The sequence below is a fragment of the candidate division KSB1 bacterium genome (assembly GCA_034506395.1).
Classification (GTDB): Bacteria; Zhuqueibacterota; Zhuqueibacteria; order Thermofontimicrobiales; family Thermofontimicrobiaceae; genus Thermofontimicrobium.
This window is the reverse complement of record JAPDPQ010000016.1, coordinates 98,079-115,601: the sequence shown is the minus strand read 5'-3', so window position 1 is coordinate 115,601 and position 17,523 is coordinate 98,079. Positions and strand designations below refer to the sequence as shown.

Annotated in this window: 10 protein-coding genes; 8 read left to right on the top strand and 2 right to left on the bottom strand. The window is 45.6% G+C overall.

Translation table 11 applies throughout. The features are described 5' to 3' along the window. Together ONB37_11840 and ONB37_11835 are read right to left on the bottom strand one after the other, a co-directional pair. Window positions 1–1,298 (bottom strand): VCBS repeat-containing protein (locus tag ONB37_11840; GenBank protein ID MDZ7400849.1); only part of this gene is annotated, 1,298 nt, incomplete at its 3' end. Between the two features lie 103 nt (window positions 1,299–1,401). Next, window positions 1,402–2,019 carry an MBL fold metallo-hydrolase gene (locus tag ONB37_11835; GenBank protein ID MDZ7400848.1) on the bottom strand — a complete coding sequence of 206 codons (618 nt, stop codon included), beginning with the start codon at window positions 2,017–2,019 and terminating at the stop codon, window positions 1,402–1,404. 384 nt (window positions 2,020–2,403) lie between these two features. Between ONB37_11835 and ONB37_11830 the strand changes: the two genes are divergently transcribed. From ONB37_11830 to ONB37_11795, 8 genes are all read left to right on the top strand, one after another. Then, entirely contained in the window at window positions 2,404–3,921 is a 1,518-nt protein-coding gene (locus ONB37_11830) for an AMP-binding protein (GenBank protein MDZ7400847.1), read from the top strand. A 130-nt stretch (window positions 3,922–4,051) separates the two neighbouring features. Beyond that, window positions 4,052–6,136 carry an elongation factor G gene (gene fusA, locus ONB37_11825; GenBank protein ID MDZ7400846.1) on the top strand — a complete coding sequence of 695 codons (2,085 nt, stop codon included), beginning with the start codon at window positions 4,052–4,054 and terminating at the stop codon, window positions 6,134–6,136. An 18-nt stretch (window positions 6,137–6,154) separates the two neighbouring features. Further along, window positions 6,155–6,358 (top strand): hypothetical protein, encoded by a 204-nt coding sequence (locus tag ONB37_11820; GenBank protein MDZ7400845.1) that lies wholly within the window; start codon window positions 6,155–6,157, stop codon window positions 6,356–6,358. Continuing rightward, window positions 6,355–6,846 (top strand): HIT domain-containing protein, encoded by a 492-nt coding sequence (locus ONB37_11815; protein ID MDZ7400844.1) that lies wholly within the window; start codon window positions 6,355–6,357, stop codon window positions 6,844–6,846. Before ONB37_11820 ends, ONB37_11815 begins: the two co-directional genes overlap by 4 nt. Window positions 6,847–7,829: 983 nt before the next feature. Further along, entirely contained in the window at window positions 7,830–10,343 is a 2,514-nt protein-coding gene (locus ONB37_11810; GenBank protein MDZ7400843.1) for a T9SS type A sorting domain-containing protein, read from the top strand. A 436-nt stretch (window positions 10,344–10,779) separates the two neighbouring features. Then, window positions 10,780–12,180 (top strand): T9SS type A sorting domain-containing protein, encoded by a 1,401-nt coding sequence (locus ONB37_11805; GenBank protein ID MDZ7400842.1) that lies wholly within the window; start codon window positions 10,780–10,782, stop codon window positions 12,178–12,180. Window positions 12,181–12,252: 72 nt separating this feature from the next. Then, on the top strand, window positions 12,253–14,052 hold the full coding sequence (locus ONB37_11800; protein MDZ7400841.1) for a family 16 glycosylhydrolase: 1,800 nt from the start codon (window positions 12,253–12,255) through the stop codon (window positions 14,050–14,052). Between the two features lie 608 nt (window positions 14,053–14,660). Beyond that, the gene (locus ONB37_11795) at window positions 14,661–17,228 is read left to right on the top strand and encodes a T9SS type A sorting domain-containing protein (protein MDZ7400840.1); all 2,568 of its coding nucleotides are present in this window, start codon (window positions 14,661–14,663) and stop codon (window positions 17,226–17,228) included. Window positions 17,229–17,523: the final 295 nt, after the last annotated feature.

Sequence of the window (17,523 nt, the reverse complement as noted above, 5' to 3'; positions counted from 1 at the left end):
ACCGTGACGCTTGTGCCAAGTGCTGAACGATTGGTCACTAAAGGCCTTAAGCGAACCTTGACCCAATGATGCTGACCACCATCGTTGCGAAATAAAATATTGGGTCCTTTGCTAGGCAAATAGAGATCGGGATCGCCATCGTTGTCGTAATCACCCCATATCGATTGATAAGCGCTGATGATCAGATCCAGCCCCACGTCGGCGGTCAAATCGGCAAAGGTCTCATCGCCCATATTGCGATAGAGCTTTGGTCTGAGGTTATAAAGATCAAGCGAGGAGAAGAAGAAAAGATCGAGTTGGCCGTCGTTGTCGAAGTCAATCCAATTGGCTTGGAGGGCCGCATTCGTCGGAAAAATGATGCCAGACGTCGCTGTGATGTCGGTGAATGTCCCGTCGCCATTATTTTTGTACAATCGGGCCGATAGTTCATCAGCCACCATCACATCGATCCAGCCGTCATGGTTGAAATCGGCCCACCAGGCGCTGCCATCATGTTCCACAATGCCTGTTTGAGGGGCAATATCAGAGAACGTCTCGTTTCCATTGTTCAGATAAAAATGATTGGGCTGGTGATTGCCATTGATAACATACAGATCCAGCCAGCCATCGTTATTGACATCGATCCAATTGGCGCCATTGGTATCGCTTTCGCCTGCCACGCCTGCCGCTGCCGCCATTTCTTTGAATTGGCCATGGCCCAAATTTTTGAATAGCCAATTGGGCGGACTGCCTGCTCGGGCCGCATTTTCATCCGCTCGATAAACGTAAACGTCTATCAGACCATCGTTATTGAAATCGGCCCAGGCCATTCCTGGTGTGGTCAAAAAATGGTAGTTTCGGGTGAAATTGATGAAGCTATCCCGCTCGGTCTTTTTGAAGATTTGATTACCGAGCTTGTTTTCCACGCACAGCTCGAAAAGCCCATCATTATCGAAATCGAGCCAATGGGCGCTGTGGCTCCAGCGAAGATCCACCAGGCCGACCTGAGCTGTAATATCTTCAAAAGCGCCATTTTTCAAATTTCGATATAGCACATTGGGCTGATTATAGCCATTGCAGAGGAACAGATCGAGCCAGCCGTCGTCGTTGTCATCCAACCAGATGGCATTGACGCTTTTGCCCGTGTGGGCGACCTTTGCCTGGATGGAAACATTGGAGAAATGGGGAATTATTTTTTGGGAGGCATGTTTGTCTCGAGAAACATATGCCGAAATGAAAGCGGATTTCATCAGAATAGCGAACATGAAGACCATGAGGCCGCAGATGAAGCGATCAAATTTTTGTTTAGATCTGATCATGCTTATCAGGTCAAATTTATTGACTTCCCATTTGAATATGGCTTGATACTCCGAAACATATTTTTTATCCCTTCACAGTTTTGAGCGGATAAATAATTCGTCATCAAAAAAATGGATTGGTCGCTTTCTCCTGACCCACGGTGGTCTCAGGACCATGGCCGGGGTAAATGATCGTATCATCTGGCAACGTAAAAATTTTGCTTTCGACCGAACGAATCAGTTTTTGATAATCCCCACCAGGCAGATCAGTGCGGCCGATCGAGCCAGCAAAAATCAAATCCCCCACAAAAAGTTTATTGTCCACAAAATAGGATACGCTTCCTGGAGAATGCCCAGGGGTGTGCAGAACCTTAATCTTGAGCTTGCCCAAAGCAATCTCATCTCCATCGGAGATGAAGCGATCTGGTTTTGGATTACCGGGGTTTGGGAGACCAAACATCAGCGCCTGGGCAAATAGTCCCTTGAGAAGAAATACATCATCTTGATGCATGAGAAACTCGGCCCCAAGTTCTCTTTTGATGCGGGACAAGTGAGCAAGATGATCGACATGACCATGAGTCAACAAGATAAATTTTACATCAATTCGCTGTTGCTTAATGTGCTCGAGAATCACTGGCGCCTCATCTCCTGGATCGATAACTGCGCCCGCACCTGTCGCTTCACAGCCGATAATATAGCAATTGACGCCAAGAGGTCCAGCAGTAATTTTGTTCAATATCATAGATGGATATTTCCAAATTTAAAAGCACCGATATGGATCAACAAGTTCAATTCTTGAAGAAAACAGGAATGATCGCTGTAACCCTCCGCAATGACAATTCTCAGCGAAGAGGATCGTCCTGAGAGCAATTTAAAATAATTTTATTAAGAAGCAAGTAGTTTTTTGGGTGTTAAAAATATTGAGCAACAGCATGCCACGCGAAAGGCTGCAAGAGAAAAAAAACTTGATTTTGATAATTTTTTTTTTTATTATCATGAGCCTTATTTGAATTATATTACAAAACAATTCGACAAAAGTTTGATATTTGGGGTTGCCGAGATAAGTTTCAACCAGTTGATAGTGTATGGGAAGAACGTGAGAGCGATGATTAATCGATAAAAGGTTATGATTGTTGATAAAATTTGTGAGACTGCGAAGGCATTTTCAGATAAGACTGCGATCATATTTAATGAACATCACATTCGGTACGGCCAATTAGATCAGATCATCCATCAGTTAGCTAATGGGTTAAGGCGCGCTGGGGTACAAAAGGGCGATCGTGTGGCATTGTTGATGCCCAATTTACCTCATTTTGTGTTTAGTTATTATGCCATCATGCGCGGGGGTGCGATTGTTGTGCCTATCAATTATATGATGGAAGATAATGAATTTGAGGAGGCCTTGAAGGTTGTCGCGCCCCGGGCGATCATCTACTGGGCTGGTTTCAAAAAGCATTTAACGAGCTATCTCGCCAAAGCGGAGCCAAAGCCGATTCTGATTTCTCTGGGAGAGGCTCACGAATTCGCTGGTTTCAATTTATTGGAACTCATTGCTAGTTTCAATTCCGATTGGGAGGCGATTTCTCAAGAGCCGAGCGAAACCGCGATCATTCAATTTACTTCAGGGGTTACAGATCCGCCCAAAGGTGTAGAATTAAGCCACGAGAACTTGCTTGCCAGCGTCTCTGGGACGACGCAATTATTTCGATTCAATGAAAATGATGTCGTTGCAGCAGCTCTCCCGCTGTTTTTCATTTTCAGCCAGAACTTTCTGTTGAACAGTGCGCTCTCCCGAGGCTGCACAGTGGTTCTCCATCCCAAGATCGATTACGCTCAGATCGCCCAATCGATTGATGAGCACCATGTTTCGGTGCTGGCTGGTTCACCGCAATTTTACGATTTATTGCTCAAATCTGCCCCGGATTCAATGAGCGGCCGCTCGCTGAAATATTGCCTTTCATCGTGGCACCCACTTCCAGCGGAACTGGACGAACGATTTCAACAACGCTTTGGCGTCCCGTTGCTTAACTGTTATTCAATTACGGAAACCAGCGGCCTGGTAGCTGGGAATCATCCATCATTAGATCGCAAACCGGGTTCTTTGGGACTCCGACTGCCCGACATCGATATTCAAGTGCACGACGAATCAGGCGAACCACTAGATCCTAATCAAGTTGGCGAAATAGCCATCCAGGGGAAGGTGGTAATGAAAGGCTATTGGAACGCGGCTGAAAACAATCAATCAACTATTAAAAATGGCTGGTATTACACAGGGGACTTGGGGCAGCTCGATGAGCAAGGGAATATCTATTTGGTCTGCAAGAAGGCAGATGTGATCATCAAGAGTGGTTTTCCAATTTACACCACCGAAATTGAGCAATTGCTGCTCCAAAATCCAAAGGTAAAAGAAGCGGTCGTGCTGCCAATCCCTCATCCGAATCACAAAGAAGATGTACAGGCATTTATTGCATTGAAAGACAATGAGGTTGCGACAGCCGAAGAGATCATTGAATACTGTCGGAACCATATGCCAGTGTATAAATGTCCTACAATCGTTCGTTTTTTTCCAGTGCTTCCTCGCACCAAGATGGGACGGATTTTCAAGCGCAAATTGAGGGAGCTCTCGAACCATAGTCGGCATTAAAAAACACCATGAGTACCAACTGGGGTTGATCAACCAGCCATTGATCCCTAAGCTGGTGGTGAGTTAGCATCAGATTTAGAACTAATGATACAATACAGATAAATCATTACATGTCACAAGGAGGCTCTCAGTGAAAGAGTATACCGTGGATAAGATCAGGAATCTAGGATTATTTTCGCATGGAGGTGTTGGCAAAACATCATTGGCGGAAGCCATGCTGTTTTCCGCTGGTGAAACCAATCGATTGGGAACGATTGAAGATGGCACAACCATTTCCGATTACAGTTCCGACGAGATTGAACGCAAGATCTCTATTAGTTTGTCCATGCTTCATCTCCAATGGAAAAACCACAAGATCAATGTATTGGATACTCCGGGTTATTCAGATTTTATTGGTGAAGTGATTAGCGCAGTGCAAGTTTGTGATGCAGCAGCCATTTTAGTGAATGCTGTGGCAGGTATTGAGGTGGGAACCGAGACGGTTTTTCAATTGGTCGCTGAAAAAAAACTTCCTCGGCTATTTTTTGTCAATCGTTTGGATAAAGAGCACGCCGATTTTGAGAAAGTAGTCGATATGCTCAAAAAGCGATTTGGCAACGGCGTAGTGGCGTTGCAGTTTCCCGCCAATCCTGGAGAGGGCTTTGATAGCATCGTTGATATTGTGAAAATGAAGCTGTTGCGATTTGAGAAAAACAAGAGCGGCAAATATACCGAAGAAGCGATCCCCAGCCATCTGGCTGACAAAGCGGCACAAATGCGCAGCGCGCTGATGGAGACGATTTCGGAAAATGATGAAGAGCTATTGAATATATTCTGTGACGTTGGAGAATTGACTGAGGAGCAGCTCAAGACTGGGTTGCGCAATGAGATTATTAAAGGAAATGTGTTTCCTGTGATCGCCGGAGCCGCGACGTTGAATATCGGTGTGGCGCCCATGTTGGATTTAATCGTTAGTAGTTTCCCATCGCCTTTGGACCGCCCGAAAATTGAGGGTACTAAACCGAAAACTGAAGAGAAGATCACGCGCGATCCCAGCCCTGACGCACCTCTGACTGCCCTGGTGTTCAAAACCGTCTCCGAGCCGCATGTTGGAGAACTTTCCTTTTTCCGCGTTTTTTCTGGCTCAATCCGAACTGGCAACGAAGTCCTAAACTCTACCAAAGGAGTGATCGAAAAAATCGGCCAGATCTATTTCATGAATGGCAAAACCCGCAAAGAAATCGGTGTGGTATCGGTCGGAGATTTTGGTGCCATTGTCAAATTAAAAGAGACCTCAACGGGAGATACACTTTGTGATAAAAACAATCCGATTCTTCTGCCTCCAATTCAATTCCCAGAGCCAGTCATTCGAGTTGCAGTGGTGCCCAAAGCCAAGGGCGATGAGGAAAAGATCTCATCTGGACTTCACACCATTCAGGATACGGATCCGACATTCCAGGTTGAAGTCAATCCAGAACTGAAGCAGATCATCGTCCATGGTCAGGGCGAGCTACATCTGGATATCATCATCAAGCGGTTGAAAGAGAAATACGGCGTGGATGTCGACATCGTCGAACCAAAAATTCCCTATCGGGAGACCATCAAAGGGAAAGCCGAAGGATCTCATAAACATAAAAAGCAATCTGGTGGTCGTGGCCAATATGGTGATGTGTCACTCAGGATCGAGCCATTGCCGAGAGGCCAAGGCTATGAATTCGTGGATGCGATCGTCGGCGGTGTCATCCCAGGAAAATACATCCCTGCTGTCGAAAAAGGCATAAAAGAAGCGATGGCCAATGGAGTTATCGCTGGCTACCCAGTGGTCGATGTCAAGGTCACCCTATTTTATGGCAGCTATCACAGTGTGGATTCTTCAGATATGGCCTTCAAGATCGCCGGTTCCATGTGCTTCAAGAAGGTTTTTAAAGAAGCTAAGCCAGTGCTATTAGAGCCCATTTATGATGTTGAGGTACAGATCCCAGAGGAATACATGGGCGATGTGATGGGCGATATCTCCAGTCGTCGTGGAAAAATTCAGGGAATGGAATCCAAGGCACCATTCCAGATTATCAAAGCGAAAATTCCTTTGGCAGAGCTTTATAAATATTCCACAACGCTTCGCTCTTTAACCCAGGGTCGTGGGGCGCACCGTATGAAATTCTCTCATTACGAAGAAGTTCCAAAGGAAAACGCCGAAAAGATCATCGCTCAATACAAGGGCGAAGAGGAAGAATAGCTCGGAAGCATCGTACGTATGCTTCACCATCAGCCATCTGGTCATGCCTGCATCGGGCAACGAATCTTCGTTGACCGAAAGAACATCGTATTGATTCATCCTTCAAGAAAATTGCAGATTGATCTTGCGAAGCGGGAGCAAGGCGATCATAGCGGTTCTCGCTTCGCATTGAATCCTTATTTGGGAATTGTAATTTTTGCATTGAAACGAGGGACACCATGAAGATACTTTGGGCACCCTGGCGCATCGAGTACATCAAGCAGACAAAACCCTCAGGATGCATTTTTTGCACCAAACCCGCCGAGCAACAAGATTTCCAAAATTTCATTGTCCATCGAGGCAAAACTGCCTTCGTGATCATGAATTATTACCCTTACAACAATGGTCATTTGATGGTCGTTCCTTTCCGCCATATTTCAGAATTGACAGACCTGGTATCTGAAGAGCGCTTAGAATTGATGGATTTGTTGGCATTGTCTCAACAAGCTTTGCTGGAAACGATGTCGCCACACGGCTTCAATATTGGCATGAACTTGGGGCAGGTTGCTGGAGCTGGCGTCAAAGATCATTTGCATTTTCATATTGTACCCCGGTGGAATGGGGACACCAATTATATGCCCATTTGTTGCCACACAAAAGTTGTCTCTGAAGGTCTGGCTGAAACTTGGCAGTCGCTAAAATCGGCATTTGATCGTTTTATTGCCAGGTAAATAGTGCTTGAAGTGCTTGAACAAAAACTCAGCTTCTTGTGATTTCGACCCGCCAGTTGGCGGGGAGAAATCTGTAAGTCTAGCGATTTAAATGTAACTAGATTCCTCACTTCGTTCGGAATGGCATTTATCATCCAAATTTGATACTTTTCATTCAAGCACTAAATAAGGCATTTAATCATATCAAAAATTTTGAACAGCCGAAATGAAAAAATTTTAAAACTGTCATGTTTGCAATTGTAGCGATTCCTATCGTATGCCTCTAGATCATGCTGTTATTTAAATATAAATTCCCATAGATTTTTTCTTCTCTATTTGGCCCAACACTTCTGTTTATTTCAAAAGACCTTGCCTTATCAACAAAGCCCCACAGGGCTAATGTTTCACTTACCAAGCGAATGTTTCTGAAGCGACATTCGAGATAAAGATGCTCATCATGAAAATTGCTTGCGAATAAAGATGCCATTGCAAAGTTTTATCTGCAAATTGAAGTCTATTTCTTAATATGTCATGAAAGAAAACACAGCTTATTACTGGAAATCACCAAAAAAACCTAAGAATATTACCTTATTTTTTTTTATTGGAAATTAAAATTAGCTGTATTCAGGCTGATCAATATAGTTCGCTACTCGTTGGATAAAAAATTTCGAAACAATGAAATTTGAACCCATTCATCAATATGGAACCCCGTTTTTGCAACTATCAGCTTTATCGGGCATCTAATAAATGAACTAAATCGAAAGAAGGTGGTCGACCGGTCTAAGATAGCCTACTGATTTTTACTGACGAATCATCGAATTCACAACCAGTTTTATTGTACTAGCGTGGGCAATTGAGACAGTGGATGGTGCTCCGTGGGATAATTCTGTGAGCCCGGGCAGAATTCCACTGAAAAACCAGATCTTCAATGACATCACTTTTTAGAGGAAATTTTCTGAGGAGAAACTGAGTCTATTAACCAAACTATTTAGTAGGAGGAAGCTATGAAAAAAGTATTGTTACCAGTTGTATTAATTTTAGCTGTTGTTACTTTCGCTTTTGGGCAGCAGATGATCAATTCCTTTGATCAAGCTCCAGCCGATACCAATTATTGGGCGTTTTTTGATAATCACGGTGGGAAACATTACCAAACGAATACCAATGCTGCCTCAGACAAGGGTTGGATTATTGTGAGCTATGTCCCAAATCCGGTCCATGAGGGAGCTGGGGCGATGAAATTGGATTACAGCGTCCACAATACTGAGAGCTGGGGCGGCTACACGAAATTGGAGCATTGGCATCCCGATTCAAATATGGTATACGACTGGTCAGGCTACGATTCAGTGGCGTTTTGGTACTATAATGTGTCCAAGCAGACGCTGGCTGGCCGCGTGGAGCTGCGTTTCTGTCTACACGACGTAAGCCATTCCGCTACGGGCAATAAGACTTATAGCGTTGGCGATGCCGAATATTACTATTCGTTTCATCGCGTTTTAGATTCGGAGCCTGGTTGGCACAAAATTCAGATGCCGTTCATCAACAATACCAATGCCTGGAACGGAGAGGCGTTCAATATGACCGGTTGGGCTGGGATCTATGGAAATGGTCAAATCGACCTGGACAAGATCAAGGGCTTTTCCATTGAGTTCTCAATTAGCGGTGGCGGCGAAGGAGATTATAGCTCAGGGACAATTATTCTTGATCAATTGCAATTGGTAGGGCGAAAGCATCGAGATTTTGTGTTCTTCAATGGTCGGGATCTTCCCACGGCATTAACTTCGTGGGCATGGGGTCAATCTACCATAGAAGTTGTTAAAGGCGCAGGTCCAATTCCTGGCACCAATGCCTTAAAATGGGTGCAGGGCAACGAATGGGGCAATGGTTGGACTGGAATTGGGTTTACCATTAGTCCAGCGTACAATATGGAATTTGAATGGCCGACGGATACGTTAAAATTCAAATTAAAAGCTGAACCCGGGGTCGGTGCCTTGCGCGTTCAGCTTGAAGGTGGACCAGGCAAAGTGGGACAAGTATTTAATCCCATTGCGGACAATGAGTGGCACAATTATGCGTTCAAATTGAGTGAAATGGTGTATCAGGACAACACAACGAATTTTGATCCCTCTCATGTCCAGGTTTTGGGTTTGATGGCCGAGGCCAGCGGGATCGCAGGCAAGGTAATATACATCACAGATTGGTGGACAGGCAACCCAGTGATCGATGTGGTGGCGCCAGCCGCACCTACTGGTGTTGCGGGTGTGCCTGGCCAATATTATAATCTAGTGATCTGGCAGGATGTGCCTGGCGAAGCCAACGAAGCTTATAACGTCTATGCCAGTGAATTCCCGATTACTGACATCGACGCACCTGAGGTCCAACTGGTCGCCTCCAACGTCATGGAGGGTCAGCAGTCGGTAGCACATTTCATTTATTATCCGCTGAAGGATAAAGTGGTCCAATATTATTACGCGGTCACATGCAAGGATGCGGCTGGTAATGTCGGTCCCGCTGGTATTTCAGCTGCCGTTTCCAACACAGCGAAAGGCATTCCTACAATTTCATTGACTCCGCCAGCTAATTTTGTTGCCGATGGAGATATCAGCGAATGGGAGGCCACTGGCATCAAACCGTTCATCCTCAAGCCATCCGAAAGCCATTGGAGCCTGGGAAATTTCAGCGACGACAATGACCTTAACGCTACCTGTTACATTGCCATGGATCAGGATAATTTGTATTTTGCAGCAGATGTGATTGACAACGTTTATAGTTATGATCCTGATGGTAACTTCTGGGAAGATGACGTGATCGAATTCTACATCGGCCTCTACAACACCACCAAGACGCATGTTGGCTTTAAACGAGGCGCAGAACCAGATTATAAATTCATCATCCTATCGACTCAATTGATCAGTGATCCGGATTATCGAACTGTTTACACATTAGACAACCCGAACTATGAGTTCGTAAATTTCGGTGGCTCTGATTGGGCGGTTGAGTTTAAAATTCCGTTTGAATCGCTATTAACAGGCAGCGCTGCAGGTGATAAGCGGTTCATTCCTCAAAATGGCATGAAGATCACAATGGATATCAATATCCATGACTCTGACTCCAAAAATGTCCGCGATGGCATCCTGTCCTTCTCGGAAATTGCCCAGGATAACTCCTGGCAAGGACCGCAATTCTGGGGCTATACTTGGATTGGTGACACTAACAAGGTCACAAGTGTTAAACCAGTGGAACTGCCAGTGACCGCCAAGGAATATCGGCTGGAGCAGAACTATCCCAATCCATTCAACCCAGTTACCACCATCAGCTATACGATTCCGAAAACGGAACGAGTAACTTTAGAAATCTACAACACAATGGGCCAAAAAATTGAAACGCTGGTGAATGCGCTTCAGCCAGCCGGTACTTATCAGGTGCAGGTGGATGGTACGAAATTGACCTCCGGCATCTATTTTTACAAATTGAGCACACCCAATTTCACACAGACGCGAAAGATGCTCTTGTTCAAGTAGCCCAGCTTCTTTTAAGCTGATGGCATATTTCCGCCAAATATTCTGTTAGCACACCTCATTAGGCGATCGCCATCCAAATTCGCTTTAGATGGCGGTCGCCTTTTAAAGCTCAATCGAATTTGTCCGATTCAGTCATGCATTCAATATTTGCGATTGAAAGATCAGCGATATCGAGCGACTGGCTTATTTGATTACTCCGAACCAAATTTGATAAAGGTGTGAAGGCTTAATCGAAATGGCCAGATGAAGCAAGCTCAATAGACCATCAGAAATTGGGAAGCTCTTTATACAATTGGCTTCGCTGGTGAGGAAATAGCTGAGGTTCGCTTTTAAAGCACAAATCAAACCGATTGTGTCAGTCATCCCAGATAGATGCATGATAAAAGGCAATTTTTAACGTGAAAGCAGCTTTGAAAGATAGCCACAGGATAATGAGATGATCAAAAAAAGCTTCAACACCTGGCTACCGACTCTCCTAATTTGCGGTTATTCATTTTCAGATCTTTTTGGAATCGTCACAATTAAAGCAAACCATCCTTATTTCCAATACACTGGCAGGATAGATTTTTCAGTGCCCGAGAAACCGGTCCTTTATTGGCTTGGCACTTATATCAAAGCCAGCTTTGAGGGCTCAGTACTGGTCATCCTGCTGGATGATAAGACTGGCCAATCATTTTATAATGTCTTCATCGATGAAGATTTCGACCATCCTCGGATCATCGATTGCAGGGCTGGAAGCAATATATATCCCATTTCCGCGACCCTATCTGATACAATCCATAGCCTGCTGATTTTTCGCCGCACGGAAGCCTCCACAGGTCCGACGAAATTTTTGGGCATCCAGTTAAACGACGGCAAAACCCTTCTCCCACCGAGGCCTCGGCCTGAACACAAGTTGCTCTTTTATGGCAACTCCATCACCTGTGGCATGGGCAATGAGGCGCCCGATAATAGCGGGGATGACGATCTGGCCCATGAGAACAATTTCTTAGCCTATGGCGCTATGGCTTCTCGTCTGCTAAACGCCGAATATATGTGCATTGCCAAAAGCGGCATCGGCATCATGATCAGTTGGTTCGATATGGTGATGTCACAATATTACTATCGCCTCGATCCCGACAACCCAGATAGTCACTGGGATTTCAGCCAATATATCCCCGATGTGGTGGTGATCAACCTTTTTCAAAATGATAGCTGGTTGATTCATAAGCTGAACCCAGAGCCAGATTCCACTCAAATCATCGATGCGTATGTCAATTTTGTCCGTGAGATCCGTGGTCACCATCCCAATGCATTTATCATTTGTGCTTTAGGTAGCATGGATGCGACTAAACCTGGCTCTCCCTGGCCAAGATATATTGAGCAAGCCGTCGCAATCTTGCGGACTCAGGATCATGATACCAATATCGATACTTTCTTTTTCCCATTTGACCCGCATTGGGTCAAACATCCGCGGGTGCGGCATCATCAGGTCATGGGAAAAAATTTGGCGGATTTTATTCAAGCAAAAATGGGCTGGAGCACGGATGTTAACTGCAGCCTGCCGTTAAAAAAGCCAAAGGATTTCAATCTATTGAAGATCTATCCTAATCCTTTTAATTCATGCGTGGCATTTCATTACTCTCTCCATCGACCACAACAAGTCAACATTTCGATATTCGACATTTTGGGACGTAAAATAACCGAATTGGTTAACGCGTTTCAAAATCCAGGCAATTACCAAATTTATTGGAATGGTCAAATTGATTCTGAACAGACAATCGGCAGCGGAATATATTTCTGCAAATTGGAGGGTGAAGACTTCTTTAGCATCCGGAAAATGATCTTATTAAAATGAAGGAGAGCAATTGTCAAACTATCTGAGAAACCGAAGTCATCGTTTAAAAAAAAGAAAATCATGAGGAATTGTATGATTAAGATTTGTTCGAAGATTTTAATTCTAGGGCTCATTCCTATTAGCATGGGCTTCACGAAACCTTATAAGGGCGCTGAATATCGCACCAAGGACGCTTTTATCTATGGCCGCTTCGAAGCCCGATATAAGCCACCGAAAGGAGATGGCTTCCTTGCCTCGTTTTTCACTTATCATGAAATTACCTCTACTACAAATTGGAACGAGATCGATTTTGAGATCTTGGGGCGATACGACCACGATGTTCAGGTGACATCCATCGGCCCGGGCCAGAAGATTCGCAATAGTCATCAGTGGGTGCCGTTCAACACCCATGAAGATTTCCACAACTATGCCTTTGAGTGGACACCGGATTATATCGCCTGGTTTGTCGATGGACAAGAGATCTATCGTCAGGATCAAGCTCATATTGCCGATTTTAAGTTTGAACAGAAGATCATGATGAACATTTGGCCACCGACATGGGAGCCCTGGGCTGGGAAATTGGATGATCGATGTCTACCAGTGTTTGCCTATTACGATTGGGTGAGTTATGCCAGCTATACACCCGGTTCAGGCAACACGGGCACGGATAATAATTTCACCTTGCTCTGGAAGGATGATTTTGACTTCTGGGACCAAAATCGCTGGGAGAAGGCCACGCATACATTTGGCGGGAATAACTGTGATTTCGTGCCCGAAAACGTAGTGTTTAAAGATGGGTATCTGATTCTCTGTTTGACCAAAGAAGCGCCACTGGGCTATATCGACCTCAGCCCACCGGCTGTTCAATGGGTTCGCGCCCAGGAGGAAAAAATCCTGCTCGGTTTCTCTGAGGATTTAGAGATCACCAGCGCACAAAAAAAGAGCAATTATGTCATTTCTGGTGTTACCGTTTCGGATGCGCGGCTGTTATCCGACAACCGAACGGTGCAATTGGTCACTTCCCCTTTAAAGTCAGACCAATCCTATCAATTGATCGTGCTGGGTGTGAAAGACAATTCGCCAGCGCATAATCTACTGACTGGCCAAGTTGTCAATTTTTCATTAACACAGCCATTATCGTTTCCGATCAAAATCAACGTCGGGGGGAAGGCGTACCGAGATTATCTCCCCGACCAGGTCTGGCGGCCTGAGCTGGAATATGGTCATCAGGATGGTTATGAAGAGAATTGGCTTGGCCGTTTCGATGTGCAAGGCACGGAGGACGATTCAGTTTATCTCACTGGGCTTCATGAGATAGTGACCTATCGCGTTCGAGTCCCCAATGGCGTTTATAGAGTGACCGTGATGATGGCAGAGAATGAATTCACTGAGCCAGGCCGGCGCTACTTCGATGTAATAGTGGAAGGAAAACGGGTCGCCAACAAATTGGACCTCTGTCAACAAGTTGGGGCCCATATTGCATACCAGATTATTGCTGATAGTGTGCAAATAGAAGATGAAATAATTGATCTCCATTTCACGAATCTCTGGAATTTCTCGCTATTGAATGGTCTGATGATCGAGCCGATTGGTCAGGGTCGCATTGAAAGCCAGCGCCAGTCGCCACCAACCCATTATTTTTTGGCACAAAACTTCCCGAATCCTTTTAATACAACCACAATTATCCAATACGGGCTTCCCAAGACCAGTCATGTCAAGCTGGAGCTCTACAATACATGTGGACAGAGGATTATGACATTAGTCGATGAGACTCGGCCAGCAGGGTATTCTCAAATTGAACTGAATAGTAATAGTTTGGCTTCTGGAGTTTACCTTTATCGGCTTACAGTCGATCGATGGACAAAAGCAAAAAAGCTGGTACTAATGAAATAGCCTTGCTATTTTGATAGTCGAAGGACCTTAATAAAAAATCGCTTGACAATTTTGTCATGTTTGTATATATTGATGCGGTTCAAAATTGTTATTTGAAATTATTGATAAGCCATACCCTTTAGAATATCATGTCGCTGGCATAGCGGTTCACTTGCTGGTTGATTTCCGCCGCCGAAAGCGAATAAAATGACCGTTCTATGAGCCTATTTGCAGCCGAACAAAAAGATTGGCAAAAGGCACAATGATGTGACGATATCAAAGAGAACCCGCGCTGATGGATCAAGTTATGTCTGATCACTTGGTGGTAAATTTTGGTGTCATTATCCACGTGCTTCGACTGTTTTGAACCAGACCTGGATATTTCAATCAATGCAAAAATTAGAAATCACTGGTTGTAAATAACAGAGAAGTCTATGATGGCATTTTAGAGATCGGTTGATGAATAGAAGAACCTGGGAGAAAAGTATAGGCCCAAGGTATAATTGATCTACCAACCAAGTTGAAGGGAGGTGTATCCATTCGATCCATAGCTTTAATTCTTCAACACAATCTCGTTGTGCATCTTTAAAACTATTTCCCAATCAAACAAAAAATGTAGGAGGGTATGTATGAGAAAAGCTACAATTTTGGCTGCGATGTTATGGCTCATCCCGATGTTAGCCAGCGGCCAGTTGGTGATCAACAACTTCGACACCTTGCCGACATCGCCCTATTTGAATGTCTACGGCAACGACGACTCCTGGCCAGAGACACATGTCTATCTCTCATTAGAGACAGGCATTGTTCATGGCGGTACGGGTGCGCTTCGGGTCGATTGGCAGAACAAGTGCTACGACCAATGGGGCGGTTGGATCGGCATGAACCACTTCCATCCCGACGATTTTGGCGTTTATGATTTTTCTCCTTACACGGACATCAGCCTCTGGTACTACAATGCTGTCCCGCAGAACAAACCCGGCAAAGTCGAATTCCGAATCATCCTTTATGATGCTGGTCCTGGCACCGACCCAGCGGCCGATGGCTGGGAAGTTTGGATCTCGCATCATCTGATTCTGGATCAAGCGCCTGGCTGGCATCAAATCTTAGTGAAGATGGAGGACGGAGGTGACCTGGTGGCTCCCTGGATGCCAGATGCGGGCAAGAAGTTCTGGAACCCGCGTTGGGGCCAATGGGTGGCTGGCAACGGTGTGCTCGATCTGGATAAGATCGCAGGCTGGGGATTGGAATTTTCTCAGGATAATTCGCTCTATCAACAACCCGACGATTCTGTCGCTGGCGTGATCATTCTCGATGATTTTGAGCTGCAAGGCGTTGCGCCTATCAATCTGGTGATGTTCAACGGCAAAGCAGTCCCAGGTGGCGTCAGCATGTTCGTGGGCTGGAGCGGCAGCGTTGAGATCACCAGCGAAGAGGATTTCACAGGCGGCACCAACTCCATTAAATGGACCTGCGGCAGCGGTTGGGATGGCGTCAATTTCATGTTCGAAAATCCCAAGAATCTGCTGTATAACTGGTCCAAGGATTCTGTGCAACTGAAGATCAAAGCACCTGCCGATATTGGAGACCTGCTACTAACTTTCCATGACGTGGATGAGGATGGTGCTGAAAAGGTTGATTATCCATTCCAGGCCACCTATCTCTTGTCCGCTGCGACGTACGGGTTCGACGGGACGTGGAAGCACATCAAAATACCCCTCAACAAGTTCAACCGTTTCAATGGATGCTGGGACAATGATCTCGGTAAGATGGTCCCGGGTGAATTCGACTCTACCAAGATCAAGCAGTTTACGGTAGGCGGCTTTGGTCAGAACTTTGAAGGAAAAGTGGTCTATCTAGACGACATCTGGACTGGCAACCCGACGTTCGATTGGATCCCACCTGTTGAAGTCACTGGCGTCAATGCGCTTCCAGCTCAGTATTACAATCTGGTGTTCTGGCAGGATGTCGCCGGTGAAAACGGGGAGACCTACACCGTTTATGCCAGCACCAAACCAATCACCGATTTGACCGCCCCAGGGATCGAGCTGGTTGCCTCTGGCGTTTTGGAGAACGTTCAAACCGCGGTCCACTGGTTGTATTATCCCTTAAAAGATAAATCCGTGACTTATTACTATGCGGTCACCTGTACCGATGCCTCTGGTAATGTGGGTCCGGCTGGGACTTCAGGAGCCATTACCAACAAAGCATTGGGAGTACCGACCATATCCTTAAATCCACCAGCCAATTTCAAAGCGGATGGAGATTTGAGCGAATGGGACGCGAGCGGAATTAAGCCCTGGGTGATCAAGCCCGAAACCGATCATGTGGCAGTCGGCGAAGTAAAGGATGCGGCTGACCTGACCGCGACGGTCTATCTGGCCATGGATGCCGATAATCTTTATATCGCTATCGATGTCATTGACGACGTGTTCGCTTATTCAGCCACGGAGGGCAACTGGTGGAACTGGGATGCCTTCGAGTTCTTCATTGGCTTGTACGATTGGCGCACACCAGAACGCCACAATTCTATCAGGCGCGGCGCGGAACCAGATTATAAATTGGTGTTGCTATTAGACAAGCTGATGAACGACTATAACAGCTCGGCCACGATCTATACCCCAGATCATGAGAACTATCATTTCGAACATCTGGGTGGCAAAGATTATGTGGCAGAAGCCAAAGTGCCGTTCTCTTTGATCCGTTTCGGCGACGACGCATTGTTTAAGCCTGCCCGCGGCATGAAGATCCCGTTCGACCTCTATTTCCATGACAATGATGGGACCACCGCAGGTGATTGGCAGGGCAATTTGGCGTACTCCATCAACAATTTCGATCTCGGTTGGCAGGATCCGCGGCAATGGACCTTCACCTGGATCGGCGATACCACGGAGGTCGTTAGCGCAGTGGATCAGAATAATCCTCCAGCGGTCATAACCAACTATTTTCTGTCCCAGAATTATCCCAACCCGTTTAATGCTTCCAGCACCATTGTCTACGCGCTACCTGAGGCAGCACAGGTGAGGATAGCGATTTATAACACGCTGGGCCAGAAGATCAAAACGCTGCTGGATGAATACAAAGCAGCCGGCAGCTACACGCTTGAGATCCGAGCCGACGACCTACCCTCGGGAATTTACCTGTACAAAATGGAAGCGGGAAAATTCTCTCGCACCATGAAAATGATCTTGATGAAGTAAATTATTTCAACTCAGTTCGAACCAACATGTGACTCGCGGAGCCAACTCACTCTTGGTCGAACTGAGGAGTTCGATCGCGCCGTGCGATACGCTTCAATTAAGTATCGCACGGCGATCTTATCATGTGCTGAATTTCTGCAATTTTTTCAAGTGATCTCTCGATAAATCAAAATTGGATTTGGTCTATCGAGAGATCACTCGAGAGTGTTCCAATATCCGCAAACAAAGATTTTTAGCATTACGATTTAAGGCGAACTATCCTTCGAAGAGTCACGACGCGGCCAAAATGATCGCT